The sequence below is a fragment of the Streptomyces sp. NPDC090045 genome (assembly GCF_044747975.1).
Taxonomy (GTDB): domain Bacteria; phylum Actinomycetota; class Actinomycetes; order Streptomycetales; family Streptomycetaceae; genus Streptomyces.
Genome location: NZ_JBIVFA010000002.1, coordinates 526,839 through 539,759 on the forward strand (window position 1 = coordinate 526,839; position 12,921 = coordinate 539,759).

At 73.2% G+C, this 12,921-nt stretch carries 10 protein-coding genes; 7 read left to right on the forward strand and 3 right to left on the reverse strand.

What is annotated here, in order from left to right; all coding sequences use genetic code 11:
• Positions 1–98: 98 nt before the first annotated feature.
• The 3 genes from ilvA to ACIPYQ_RS07460 all read left to right on the forward strand — a co-directional run bounded on the left by ilvA (position 99) and on the right by ACIPYQ_RS07460 (position 3,340).
• Positions 99–1,331, forward strand: a complete 1,233-nt coding sequence (gene ilvA / locus ACIPYQ_RS07450) for a threonine ammonia-lyase (RefSeq protein WP_401247094.1) — start codon at positions 99–101, stop codon at positions 1,329–1,331.
• Positions 1,332–1,463: 132 nt separating this feature from the next.
• A complete protein-coding gene (locus ACIPYQ_RS07455; RefSeq protein WP_401247096.1) occupies positions 1,464–2,486 on the forward strand; it encodes an ATP-binding cassette domain-containing protein in 1,023 nt (340 codons plus the stop codon).
• Entirely contained in the window at positions 2,483–3,340 is an 858-nt protein-coding gene (locus tag ACIPYQ_RS07460) for an ABC transporter permease (RefSeq protein ID WP_361771168.1), read from the forward strand. Before ACIPYQ_RS07455 ends, ACIPYQ_RS07460 begins: the two co-directional genes overlap by 4 nt.
• 132 nt (positions 3,341–3,472) lie before the next feature.
• Here ACIPYQ_RS07460 and greA read toward each other — a convergent pair whose 3' ends face one another.
• Both greA and ACIPYQ_RS07470 read right to left on the reverse strand, forming a co-directional pair.
• Positions 3,473–3,970 carry a transcription elongation factor GreA gene (gene greA / locus ACIPYQ_RS07465; protein WP_030009952.1) on the reverse strand — a complete coding sequence of 166 codons (498 nt, stop codon included), beginning with the start codon at positions 3,968–3,970 and terminating at the stop codon, positions 3,473–3,475.
• A 129-nt stretch (positions 3,971–4,099) separates the two neighbouring features.
• Entirely contained in the window at positions 4,100–4,513 is a 414-nt protein-coding gene (locus ACIPYQ_RS07470; RefSeq protein ID WP_361764562.1) for a DUF4307 domain-containing protein, read from the reverse strand.
• 106 nt (positions 4,514–4,619) lie between these two features.
• On the opposite strand from ACIPYQ_RS07470, the gene mca reads away from it, so the two are divergent.
• Entirely contained in the window at positions 4,620–5,501 is an 882-nt protein-coding gene (gene mca / locus ACIPYQ_RS07475; RefSeq protein WP_362239300.1) for a mycothiol conjugate amidase Mca, read from the forward strand.
• A 2-nt stretch (positions 5,502–5,503) separates the two neighbouring features.
• Complete coding sequence (locus ACIPYQ_RS07480; RefSeq protein WP_361764568.1) at positions 5,504–5,737, forward strand: hypothetical protein; 234 nt, start codon at positions 5,504–5,506, stop codon at positions 5,735–5,737.
• 739 nt (positions 5,738–6,476) lie between these two features.
• On the opposite strand, the gene ACIPYQ_RS07485 is transcribed toward ACIPYQ_RS07480, so the two are convergent.
• The gene (locus tag ACIPYQ_RS07485) at positions 6,477–9,743 is read right to left on the reverse strand and encodes an NB-ARC domain-containing protein (RefSeq protein WP_401247101.1); all 3,267 of its coding nucleotides are present in this window, start codon (positions 9,741–9,743) and stop codon (positions 6,477–6,479) included.
• A 192-nt stretch (positions 9,744–9,935) separates the two neighbouring features.
• On the opposite strand from ACIPYQ_RS07485, the gene ACIPYQ_RS07490 reads away from it, so the two are divergent.
• Both ACIPYQ_RS07490 and ACIPYQ_RS07495 read left to right on the forward strand, forming a co-directional pair.
• Entirely contained in the window at positions 9,936–10,736 is an 801-nt protein-coding gene (locus ACIPYQ_RS07490) for a DUF4344 domain-containing metallopeptidase (protein ID WP_401247104.1), read from the forward strand.
• A gap of 27 nt (positions 10,737–10,763) precedes the next feature.
• The gene (locus tag ACIPYQ_RS07495) at positions 10,764–12,818 is read left to right on the forward strand and encodes a thioredoxin domain-containing protein (RefSeq protein WP_401247106.1); all 2,055 of its coding nucleotides are present in this window, start codon (positions 10,764–10,766) and stop codon (positions 12,816–12,818) included.
• The last annotated feature ends 103 nt before the right edge of the window (positions 12,819–12,921 follow it).

A 12,921-nucleotide genomic window follows, 5' to 3' on the forward strand; every position in this document is an offset into this window, starting at 1 on the left:
CCCCTCCCCGACGCCGGCCGTGGTGTCGCCTTGCGCCCCTGTCGGAGTCAATCCCTCCGCTTAGCGCCGCCCCGCCCGTGGGCTGCGAGACTGGCGGCATGAACTACCGCGTGCCCCAGCCCGTCCCGCAGGTCATCCTCGACGACGTCCGGGGGGCTCAGAAGATGCTCTCGGGCGTCTCCCGGGTCACGCCGATGGAAGGCAGCCGGCACCTCTCCTCCCTCACCGGGTCCCCGGTCCACTTCAAGTGCGAGAACCTCCAGCGCACCGGCTCCTTCAAGCTGCGCGGCGCCTACGTCCGCATCGCGGGCCTGCGCCCCGAGCAGCGGGCCGCCGGCGTGGTCGCGGCCAGCGCAGGCAACCACGCGCAGGGCGTGGCGCTGGCCTCCTCCCTCCTCGGGGTCCGCTCCACCGTGTTCATGCCGGTCGGGGCGCCGCTGCCGAAGGTGGCCGCGACCCAGGAGTACGGGGCCGAGGTGCGCATGCACGGGCAGGTCGTCGACGAGACCCTCGCTGCCGCCCAGGAGTACGCGGACCGCACCGGAGCGGTGTTCATCCACCCCTTCGACCACCGCGACATCATCGCCGGCCAGGGCACGGTGGGCCTGGAGATCCTGGAGCAGTGCCCGGAGGTGCGGACCATCCTCGTCGGGATCGGCGGCGGCGGTCTCGCGGCCGGCGTCGCGGTCGCGGTGAAGGCGCTGCGGCCCGACGTGCGGGTCGTCGGGGTGCAGGCGGCGGGCGCGGCCGCGTACCCGCCCTCGCTCAGGATCGGGCACCCGGTCTCGATCGACGACCCCAACACGATGGCCGACGGCATCAAGGTCGGCCGCCCCGGCGACGTCCCCTTCAAAATCATTGGCGAGCTGCTCGACGACGTGCGTACGGTCTCCGAGGACGCCCTCTCCAGCGCTCTGCTGCTCTGCATGGAACGGGCGAAGCTGGTGGTCGAACCGGCGGGGTGCAGCACGGTCGCGGCCCTGCTCAGCGAGCCCGAACTGTACGGCGGCGGCCCGGTGGTGGCCGTCCTGTCCGGCGGCAACGTCGACCCGCTGCTGCTGCAGCGGATCCTGCGCCACGGCATGGCGGCGGCGGGCCGGTACCTGTCCCTGCGGCTGCGCGTGGCCGACCGCCCCGGGGCCCTGGCCGGGCTCCTGGCGGTGTTGTCAGTGGTGGATGCGAACGTACTCGATGTGAGCCACGTACGGACCGACCCGCGGCTGGGGCTCACGGAGGTGGAGGTGGAGCTGCACCTGGAGACCAAGGGCCCGGAGCACTGCGCGGAAGTGGCGCGGAAACTGCACGCCGCGGGATACAAGGTGATGAGCTAGACGGCGGACGCCGTCGGGGTGCCGGCATCACCCGTTCGGCCGGGCGAGACCCATTCGGCGCTCATAGGATTTGCGTAGCTATGCCCTGAAAGCCCCGATTCTACTGGCCCGATTCACACTGGGAGAATCCATATGCCAGGCGCTATCTACGCCGAAGGTCTGGTCAAGACCTTCGGTGATGTACGGGCTCTGGACGGCGTGGACCTCGATGTCCCCGAAGGCACCGTCCTGGGTCTGCTCGGCCCCAACGGTGCGGGCAAGACCACGACCGTGCGCGTCCTGACCACCCTCCTCCAGCCCGACAGCGGCAAGGCCGTCGTCGCCGGCATCGACGTGCTCAAGCACCCCAACGAGGTCCGCCGGGCCATCGGCCTCTCCGGCCAGTTCGCCGCCGTCGACGAGTACCTGACCGGCCGCGAGAACCTCCAGATGGTCGGCCAGCTCTACCAGATGAAGGCCAGGGCCGCGAAGGCCCGGGCCGACGAACTGCTCGAACGCTTCAACCTCGGCGACGCAGCCGACCGCACCGCCAAGACCTACTCCGGCGGCATGCGCAGGCGCCTCGACCTCGCCGCCGCCCTCGTCGTCAGCCCGCCCGTCATGTTCATGGACGAGCCGACCACCGGCCTCGACCCCCGCAACCGCCAGCAGCTGTGGGGGATCATCCAGGAACTCGTCGCGGGCGGCACCACCCTGCTGCTCACCACCCAGTACCTGGAGGAGGCCGACCACCTCGCCCACGACATCTGCGTGGTCGACCACGGCAAAGTCATCGCCCGCGGCACCTCCGACCAGCTCAAGGCCCGTACCGGCGGCGAGCGCGTGGAGGTCGTCGTCCACGAGCGGCACCACATGGCCACCGCACGCGAGGTGCTCGCGGGCTTCGGCAAGGGCGAGACCACGGTCGAGGAGCACACCCGCAAGCTGACCGTCCCGGTGTCCGGCGGCGCCAAGCTGCTCGCCGAGGTCATCCGGGAACTGGACGGCCTCGGCATCGAGATCGACGACATAGGCCTGCGCCGCCCCACCCTCGACGACGTGTTCATCTCCCTCACCGGCCACGCGGCCGAGCAGGAGGCGGACGAGAACGGCGACGGCCCGGCCGGCCCCGAGGCCAAGGGCCGCAAGGCGGCCCGGAAGGAGGCGGCGAAGTGACCCTCACCTCCCCGACACCGGACCTCACGGCGCCCCGCCCGCGCGGCGGCATCGTCCAGAGCGTCAACGACTCCCTCGTCGTCGCCAAGCGGAACCTGATCCGGATGTCCCGGATCCCCGAGATGATCATCTTCGGCGTGATTCAGCCGGTCATGTTCGTCGTCCTCTTCAGCTACGTCTTCGGCGGCTCGATCAGCGTCGGCGGCAGCACCTCGCCCGCCGCCTACCGCGAGTTCCTGATGGCCGGCATCTTCGCCCAGACCGTCACCTTCGCCACCGCGGGCGCCGGCGCGGGCATCGCGGACGACATGCACAAGGGCCTGATCGACCGCTTCCGCTCCCTGCCCATGGCCCGCGGCGCGGTCCTCACCGGGCGCACCCTCGCCGATCTCGTCCAGACCACGCTCACCCTCTTCGTCCTGGCGGTCGTGGCCCTGATCGTCGGCTGGCGCACCCACACCAGCCTCGGCGAGGTCCTGGCCGGCTTCGGCCTGCTGCTCCTGCTCGGCTACGCCTTCTCCTGGATCGGCGCCCTGATCGGCCTGTCGGTGCGCACCCCGGAGGCGGCCACCTCGGGCGGGCTGATCTGGCTCTTCCCGCTGACGTTCATCTCGAACGCCTTCGTCCCCTCCGAGAACATGCCGCCCTTCCTGCGGACCATCGCGGAGTGGAACCCGTTCAGCGCCACCGTCCAGGCGTCCCGCGAGCTCTTCGGCAACCTCCCGGAGGGCTACCCGGTCCCGGACGCGTGGCCCATGCAGCACCCGATCGCGGCGTCCGTCCTCTGGTCGCTGCTGATCATCGTGGTCTTCCGGACCCTCGCGGTCCGCAAGTACCGCTCGGCGACGGTGTAGGCCGCTGCGGCTGCGGGGGACCCGCAGACGCGACGATGCCCGTACACACGACGATGCCCGGCCGGGAGAACAGAACCCGGCCGGGCATCGTGCGCGTGAAGCGGGAAAGCGGAAGACGGAGACCGAGGGTGATCAGCCGGTGAAGGGCTTGACGTCCAGGATCTTGACCGAGGCCTTCTTGCCGTTCGGCAGCTCGTACTCGGCGTCCTCGCCGATCGCCTTGCCCAGCACACCGCTGCCCAGCGGGGACTGCGGGGAGTACGTCTCGAAGTCCGAGGACGCGTACTCGCGGGAGGCCAGGAGGAACTCCATGGTGTCGTCCTCGTCGCCGTCGAAGGCGATCTTGACCAGCGTGCCGGGGGCCACGACGCCGTCGGACGCGGGCGCGGTGCCGACCTTGGCGTTCTCCAGGAGCTGCGTGAGCTGGCGGACCCGGAGTTCCTGCTTGCCCTGCTCCTCCTTGGCCGCGTGGTACCCGCCGTTCTCGCGCAGGTCGCCCTCCTCGCGGGCGGCTGCGATCTTCGTGGCGATCTCCGTGCGGGCGGGACCAGAGAGGTAGTCCAGCTCCGCCTTCAGCTGGTCGTACGCCGCCTGGGTCAGCCAGGTGACGCTTTCGCTCGTCTGGGTCACGGGTGCTCCTCGTCGGTACAGGGGACTACAAAGCCGCCAGCGGCGGACGAAACCACGAGCCTAACAATTCGGGAAGAAAAGGGGGAGGACCCCAGAGGCTCATTGCCCCGTCGGCCGCGTCGTCAAGCCTCAGCGGCCGGAAGCCGCCGGCTGGCAGCCGACCAGCTCGATCATCGTGGCACGGCTCGTCGTCTTCAGGGAGACGATCTCGTCCACCCGGCTCTCCGGCTGGGCGAAGGTGAAGTCGGCGCGGCCCACCTCGCCGTGCCCCTTGTCCTGCGAGCTCAGCGAGCAGACCCCGGTGACCGAGGCATCCTTGCGGACCTCCAGGTGCACCTTGACCTCGGTGTCCGAAATCACCTGGAACTTGATCACCTCGGCGCTCACGCTCTGCCCGGCGACGTAGTCCCAGCCGATCCAGCCGACCACGCCCAGCAGCACGGCACCCAGCGCCGACCCGACGATCTTGAGCCTGCGGTCCGTACGCTCGTCCGCCGACCGGCCGTACCGGCCCTCGGGCAGTCCCTCGCGCACCGCGCTCATGATCGTTTCCTCTCTGCGGGGAGGGTGGGCACCCCTGGAATTTTCCGTCCCCCAGTTCGGTCACTATAGAAGCCGACCGTCGCGCCGAATCGCAGAGGATCCTGTCTTGACCGAGCAGCTTCGACTGATGGCCGTCCACGCCCACCCCGACGACGAGTCGAGCAAGGGCGCGGCCACCATGGCCAAGTACGTGTCCGAGGGGGTTCCGGTGCTGGTCGTCACCTGTACCGGTGGCGAGCGCGGCTCCGTGCTGAATCCCAAGCTCCAGGGCGACAAGTACATCGAGGAGAACATCCACGAGGTCCGCGCCAAGGAGATGGACGAGGCGCGCGAGATCCTCGGCATCGAGCAGGAATGGCTCGGCTACGTGGACTCCGGGCTCCCGGAGGGTGACCCGCTGCCGCCGCTGCCCGAGGGCTGCTTCGCGCTCGCGGACGTCCACGAGGCCGCCGGGGAACTGGTGAAGAAGATCCGCGCCTTCAAGCCGCAGGTCGTCACCACGTACGACGAGAACGGCGGCTACCCGCACCCCGACCACATCATGACCCACAAGATCACGATGGTGGCCTTCGACGGCGCGGCCGACACCGAGAAGTACCCCGAGGGCGAGTTCGGCCCGGCCTACCAGCCGCAGAAGCTCTACTACAACCAGGGCTTCAACAAGCCGCGCACCATCGCCCTGCACGAGGCGCTGCTCGCACGCGGCATGGAGTCCCCCTACGGGGAGTGGCTGGAGCGGTGGAAGGAGTTCGAGCGCACGGAGCGGACCCTGACCACCCACGTGCCCTGCGCGGACTTCTTCGAGATCCGTGACAAGGCGCTCATCGCGCACGCCACGCAGATCGACCCGGACGGCGGCTGGTTCCGCGTTCCGATGGACGTCCAGAAGGAGGTCTGGCCCACCGAGGAGTACGAGCTCGCGAAGTCGCTCGTCGACACTTCCCTCCCCGAGTCCGACCTCTTCGCGGGCATCCGGGAGAATGCGTAGCTATGAGCGCTACGCAGGCAGCACTGACCCAGCTCCTCCCGCTGGCGGGTGACACCTTCGACAAGAACAAGGTGACGCCCGGCCTCCTCGGCTTCGTCGTCTTCGCGGCCCTCGCCGTCGGCGTGTGGGCCCTGATGAAGTCGATGAACCGGCACATGGGCCGGGTGAACTTCCAGGAGGCCCCCGAGCCGGCGGCCCCGGCCGCAGCCCGCGGCGAGGACCCCTCCCGGGCGTAGCCCCGCCCGCTGGTCGCAACCGCCGCCCGCGAAAAATCGCGCGGGCGGCGGGTCTCGCCGTACGCACGGCCTTTGCCGGGCACACCGCTCCGCCGCGCGGACCGCGTTGCCGGGCGGATCGATCGCCCCGGCGCGCGTCTCGGCCCGCCGTACGTACGGCCTTGCCAGGCGTCGCCCGCCGCGCGCACGCCTTGCCCGGGCGCGCCGGCCTGCCGTGCGCACGCCTTGCCAGGCGGCGCCCGCGCCGCGCGGCCTTCCTCGCCGGGCGTACCAGCCCGCCGCACACACGCCCGGGTGCAATGCTCCGCCGCGCGCACGCCTTGCCCGCGCACACACCTTGCCCGGGCGCGCCAGCCCGCCGCGCGGACCGCCTTGCCCGGCGTCGCCCGCCGCGCGGACTTCTTTGTCGGGCGTAGGTACCGGCGCGCCGCGCACACCGATGGCCGGGTGCACCGCACCGCCGCGCGCACGCCTTGCCCAGGCCACGCCTTGCCTGGCGCGCCAGCCCACCGTGCGGCGTCGTCCGTCGCGCGGACCGCCTTGCCGGGCGTACCGGCGCGCCGCGCACACCGGCGGCCGGGTGCACCGCTCCTCCCCGCGCACGCCTTGCCCGTGCGCGCCGGCCCGCCGTGCGGGCCCGGCCTCATCGGGTGCGGGTTTACGGCCCCGTGAGGGCCCGCGGCGGCGTGCCGGGGCCGCGCCCGGGGCTCGGCGGTGAGGGGACGTCGCCGGTGGCCGCTCAGCCCGCCGGGGGGACGCCCATGATCTCTCGTGAGTGCAGGTTAGGGACCAGGCCGAGGCGCCAGGCCTGCCAGCCCTCCGACGGGTCCACGCCCCGGCCCAGGATCACCCCGTACGTCTCCAGGCAGTCCTCCAGCCGGCCGTCCCGGGCCGGATGCGCCGACTGTGCCAGCCGGGCCAGCTCGGCCCGCGCCTCCTCCGGGGCGTCCGGCACCGCGTACGGCAGCATCGTGCACCGCAGGAAGCGGGCCCAGTCCTCCCCGCGCCGGTCCCCGTACGAGATGAACAGCCGGACCGCCTCCTCGCACAGGCCGAGCGCCTGCGACAGCCGCCCGTTGCCCGCGTCGATCACCGCCAGCTCCAGGCAGGTCCACGCCTCGCCGTGCGCCAGCCCGATCCGCCGGAAGTCCGCCCGCGCGTCCACCAGCAGCTGGCGGGCGAAGCCGGAGTTGCGGAGGTTGCCCGTGTGCGCCGCACGCTGGTCGCGCGTCACCCGGCCCGAGTGGTGGCGCGCGTGGGCCAGCCCGTACACGTCCCGCATCCGCGAGAACATGGTCCGGGCCCGCTCCAGCTCCCGTACCGCCCGGTCGAGCTCACCGCTCTCCTCCAGGGCCTGCCCGAGGTAGTACTGCGTCCACGCCTCGCCGCGCGCGTCCTCCGCCTCCCGGTGCCGCGCCAGCGCCTCCCGCAGCCGCTCCACCGCCGGCCCCGGATCCCCGTCCACCACCCGGGCCCGGCCCAGCTGGGTCAGCGCCCAGGCCTGGCCGCGGTCGTCGCGGGTGCGCCCGTACAGGTCGAGGGCCAGGCGCAGCTCCTCCTCCGCCCGCCCCACGTCCCCGTACCGCAGGTGCACCTGGCCCAGCTGGAAGTGCGCCCACGCCTCGCCGTGCACGCTCTCGCTCTCCCGGTGCAGGGCCAGCGAGGCCTCCAGCAGCCGCGTCGCCTCCGCCAGGTGCGCCAGGTCCCGCTCCACCGCCGCCAGCGCGTGCAGCCCCCACGCCCGGTCGCCCGCCAGCTCCGGCGGCTCCTGGAGCACGAGCGCCTCGCGGATGCGGGCCGCGGCCTCCGGCAGGTTGCCCTGGTGGTGCAGGGTGATGCCGAGGGAGACCAGGGCCATCGCCGCCCCCGCCTCCTGGTGGGCCTCCATGTACTGGTCCACCACCGAGGTCAGCGTGGTGCGCGCCTTGTCCAGCTCGCCCAGCTGGCGCGCCGCGATACCGGTACGCCACTGCACCGACCGCACCAGCCGCCCCTGCTGCCCTTCCTGTCCTTCCGGACCCTTCCGGCCCGCCTCCACGGCCTGGGTGAGCTCGTCGATCTCACCGAGCCGGTACAGGTCCCCGCGCAGCAGGCAGAAGTCGCACAGCGCGCCGAGCAGGTCGAGCACCGCCTGCTGGTCCACCCCGTCCGAATGCCGCAGCGCCGCCGTGATGAAGCTCGACTCGTCGTCCAGCCAGCGCAGCGCCGCGTCCAGCGACACGAAGCCGTGGCCGCCGAACTGGTTCGCCCGCGTCGACATCTTCCCGTCGACCATCCGGATCACCGAGTCCGCGAGCTGCGCGTAGTTGCGGATCAGCCGTTCGTGCGCCGCCGCGGCCGTCGCCCGCTCCTCGTCCTCGGCCAGCCGCCGCGCCGCGTACGCGCGCACCGCGTCGTGCATCCGGAACCGCTGGCCGCGCACCCGCTCGATCAGCCCGGCCTCCCACAGCTCCTCCAGCGTGCGCAGCGCCGCCTGCTCCGGTACGTCGGCCAGCGCGGCCGCCGCCGCACCGCCGAGGGAGGCCCGCCCGGCCAGGGGCAGGCGCCGCAGCAACTGCCGCGCGGGCTCGGCGAGGCGGGCGTCGGCGGCGCGCAGGGCGGCCTCCACCGGGTGCGCGGCCCCGTCCGCCGCCGGGACCGCGCCGTCGCGGACCAGCGGGGCCAGCATCCGCAGGGCGAGGGGGAGCCCGCCGCTCAGCTCCACCACTTCGGCAGCGGCGCGGGCCCGTACCTCGGACCCGGCCGGGGCCGCCCCGACCAGTTCCGCCCCGGCCAGCTCCGCGGCCTCGTCCGCCGCCAGCCGCTCCACCGGCAGCTGGTGCACCCACGCCGCCAGGTCCGCGGGCAGCTCCAGCGGCTCCCGCGCCGTCACCAGCACCAGGCTCTCGGAGCGCTCCGGAACCAGCACCCGCACCTGCGCCGCGTCCACCGCGTCGTCCAGCAGCACCGTCACCGGCAGCCCCTGGAGGTGCTGGTGGTACAGCTCGCCCAGGCGCCGCACCTGCTGCTCCGCCGAGGCGCCCTCGCGGAACAGCAGCTGCTCGCGGGGCGCCCCCAGCCGGTTCATCAGGTGCAGCAGGGCCTCCCGCGTCGACAGCGGGGCCTCGCCGGGCTCCCCGCCGGTGGACCCGCCCCGCAGGTCCACCACGCACGCGCCCCGGAACTGGTCCCGCAGTGCGTGCGCCGCCCGCAGCGCCAGGGTCGTGCGGCCCACTCCCGGCTCGCCGTGGAGCACCACGACCACCGGGCGGGTCTCCGTACTGGCCCGCGCCGCCTGCACCCACTGCGCGATCCGGGTCAGCTCGGTGCGCCGGCCCGCGAACAGGCCCGCGGGTTCGGGGAGTTGTCCGAAGGACTGCTCCAGCGCACTGCGCCGCCGGGCCTCCGCGCTGCGGTCCGTGCCGCGCAGCGGCGGAGTGGCCAGGGCCGCGGGCCGGGCCGCCGGACGCGCCGCGCGCGCCGCCGCGGCCACCGCGCGCTGCTGCTCCAGGAAGGGGCGGATCCCGCGTACCTCCAGCGCCGACAGCCACTGCAGTTTGAGCTGTTCCGGCCCGCCGGGGCGGCCCAGTTCACCGGCCCGCCGGTTCGCGGCCGGCAGGTGCAGGGCCGTCACCTTCGCCACGGTCGCGACCGCGCCGGCGATGCCCACGACGGCGCCGACGGTCAGGGCCGTGCCGGCCGCGACGCCGAAGGACAGGTCCGCCCCGATGGCGGCGGCCGCCGCGACCGCCGTCACGAGCGCCGCCGTGGAGGTGTTGCCGCGGCGGAAGGCCTCGCCGAGCGACTCGTCCCCGGCCGCCGCCTCGTCCAGGGCCCGTACGTACGCCTCGTACTCGGGCGCCGCACTCGCGGCGAGCGCGTCCAGGGCCTCCTTGCCCCGCGCCAGCAGCGCGGCTCTGTCCACCGCCGCGCCCGCCGCACCCTGGGCACCCGCCGCCCGGCGGGCCGCCTCGTCCACGGCCCGTCCCAGCAGCTGCTCGGCCTCACCTCGATGGCTGTCCCGCATCGGCATCCCCCTCAGAGAGTTCCGGTCGGTCGAGTCCCAAGTGTCGTGCGTGAGGGAGGCGAACGCGAGGGAATCTGAGCGAGATCAGAGCTAACTGGAGTGAAAGGGACCGTAATTGACGGACCTTGAGGAGCCGCGGGCGAGGGCGCGAAGGACCGTGGAGGGCCGGCGCCGGGCCCGTACGCTGGTCCGATGATCCGACGGTGGAGGACCCTGGCGGCCCTGTGCGCGGCCGTGCTGATGCCGGTGACGGCCGGATGCGCGCCGCAGGAGCCGCCGCCGGCGCCGGGGGACGGTTTCACACTCCGCTACGAGGAACCGGCGGCCGGCGACCGGGCCGCGTACCGCTTCCTGCGCAACCGGGCCGTCGCCGACTCCGTGCTCGCCGACCTCAACGGCCGCCTCGCCCTCCCGTACGGGATCACCGTCCTCGCCCGCTCCTGCTCCGGCGAGGGCACCGGCTACGACCCCGCCGCACGCCGCATCGAGCTCTGCTACGACGACCTGGCCGAGGAACGCGCACTGTTCGAGCGGGAGGGCTCCCCCATCCCCGACGAGCAACTCGCCGAGGTCGTACGGGAGACGCTCCACCACGAGGCCGGCCACGCCCTCGTGGACGCGCTGGACCTCCCGGACGCGGGGGCCCGCGCCGAGGAGGACGCCGCCGACGACTTCGCCCGGCTGATGCTGCTGCGCGGCGGGCCGGAGGGCGAGGAGACCCTCCTGACGGCCGCCCGCGCCTACGACCTCGCGGCGGCCGACGACCCCGCGCCGGCCCCGGAGGTCCCGATGGACCTGGAGGGCCTGGAGAAGGCCGAGGACGAACACGCCCCGCCCGCCGCCCGCGCGGAAGCCCACCGCTGCGCCGTCCAGGCCGAGGCCCCCGCCCGCCACCCGGCCCTCGCCACCCCGGCCCGCGCCGCCTGCGCGGCCGCCTGGGCCGGCGCCCGCGACGCCTGGACCCGCGACCTGGCCCCGATCCTGCGGCGGTGATCCGATCCCGTGCGGCAGGATGGGGCCATGCCGAACCGCCTCGCGAACGAGACCTCGCCGTACCTGCTCCAGCACGCCGACAATCCCGTCGACTGGTGGCCGTGGTCGCCCGAGGCCTTCGCCGAGGCACGCGAACGCGGGGTGCCCGTCCTCCTGAGCGTCGGCTACAGCAGCTGCCACTGGTGCCACGTGATGGCGCACGAGTCCTTCGAGGACGAACTGGCCGCCGCGTACATGAACGAGCACTTCGTCAACATCAAGGTGGACCGCGAGGAGCGTCCCGACGTCGACGCCGTCTACATGGAGGCCGTGCAGGCCGCCACCGGGCAGGGCGGGTGGCCCATGACCGTCTTCCTCACCCCGGACGCCGAGCCGTTCTACTTCGGGACCTACTTCCCGCCCGAGCCCCGGCACGGGATGCCCTCCTTCACGCAGGTGCTCGAAGGCGTGCGGACCGCCTGGGTGGGGCGGCCCGAGGAGGTCGCCGAGGTCGCGCAGCGGATCGTACGGGACCTGGCCGGGCGGGAGTTGGACTACGGGAAGGCCGGCACCCCCGGCCCCGAGGAGCTCGCGCAGGCGCTGCTCGGGCTGACGCGGGAGTACGACGCCGTGCGCGGCGGATTCGGCGGCGCGCCGAAGTTCCCGCCGTCCATGGTGCTGGAGTTCCTGCTGCGCCAGCACGCCCGCACCGGGTCCGAAGGCGCGCTGCAGATGGCCGCCGACACGTGCGAGGCCATGGCCCGGGGCGGCATCTACGACCAGCTCGGCGGCGGGTTCGCGCGGTACTCCGTGGACCGGGAGTGGGTCGTGCCGCACTTCGAGAAGATGCTCTACGACAACGCGCTGCTCTGCCGGGTCTACGCGCACCTGTGGCGGGCCACCGGGTCGGACCTCGCCCGCCGGGTCGCGCTGGAGACCGCCGACTTCATGGTCCGGGAACTGCGCACCGACCAGGGCGGCTTCGCCTCCGCGCTGGACGCCGACAGCGAGGACCCGGTCAGCGGCGCGCACGTGGAGGGGGCGTACTACGCCTGGACCGCCGCGCAGCTGCGTGAGGTGCTGGGGGAGGCGGACGGTGACCTGGCCGTCGCCTACTTCGGGGTGACGGAGGAGGGGACCTTCGAGCACGGCAAGTCCGTGCTGCAGCTGCCGCAGGACGGGCCCGTGGTGGAGGCGGGCAGGCTCGCCGGCATCAAGGAGCGGCTGCTGGCCGAGCGGGCCGGGCGGCCCGCGCCCGGCCGCGACGACAAGGTCGTCGCCGCCTGGAACGGGCTGGCGATCGCCGCGCTCGCCGAGTGCGGGGCGTACTTCGAGCGGCCGGACCTGGTGGAGCGGGCGACCGAGGCCGCCGATCTGCTGGTGCGCGTCCACATGGACGGCAAGGCCCGGCTCGCCCGGACCAGCAAGGACGGTCACGTCGGCGCGAACGCCGGGGTGCTGGAGGACTACGGCGACGTCGCGGAGGGCTTCCTCGCGCTGGCTTCCGTGACGGGCGAGGGCGTCTGGCTGGAATTCGCCGGGTTCCTCGTCGATCTGGTCCTGGACCAGTTCACCGCCGAGGACGGGTCGTTGTACGACACGGCGCACGATGCGGAGCGGCTCATCCGCCGGCCGCAGGATCCGACCGACACGGCCGCCCCCTCCGGGTGGACGGCCGCCGCGGGCGCGCTGCTCTCGTACGCCGCGCACACCGGGTCGCAGGCCCACCGGACGGCGGCCGAGCGGGCGCTCGGGGTGGTGCACGCGCTCGGTCCGCGCGTGCCGCGTTTCATCGGGCACGGACTGTCGGTCGCCGAGGCGCTGCTGGACGGGCCGCGCGAGGTGGCGGTCGTCGGGCATCCGGAGGATCCGCTGCTCGCGGTGCTGCACCGGACGGCGTTGCTGGGGACGGCTCCTGGTGCGGTGGTGGCGGCGGGTCTGCCGCGTGCGGCGGACGGCAGCGGCGGCGAGTTCCCCCTCCTTGCCGAGCGCACACTCGTACGCGACCTTCCGACGGCGTATGTCTGTCGACATTTCGTCTGCGCGCGGCCTACGACAGATCCGGTCGAATTGGCAGATCAGTTGGGCACGGTTCGTCCCTGAACCGGTCGGAGTACCGTCAATTCCGGTTGTCGTATGCCAGTTCAGAAACGCGCTATCTCTCTGCGCTGCGGCTGAATGTCATGTTCACTGCCTAGTCTCGTGT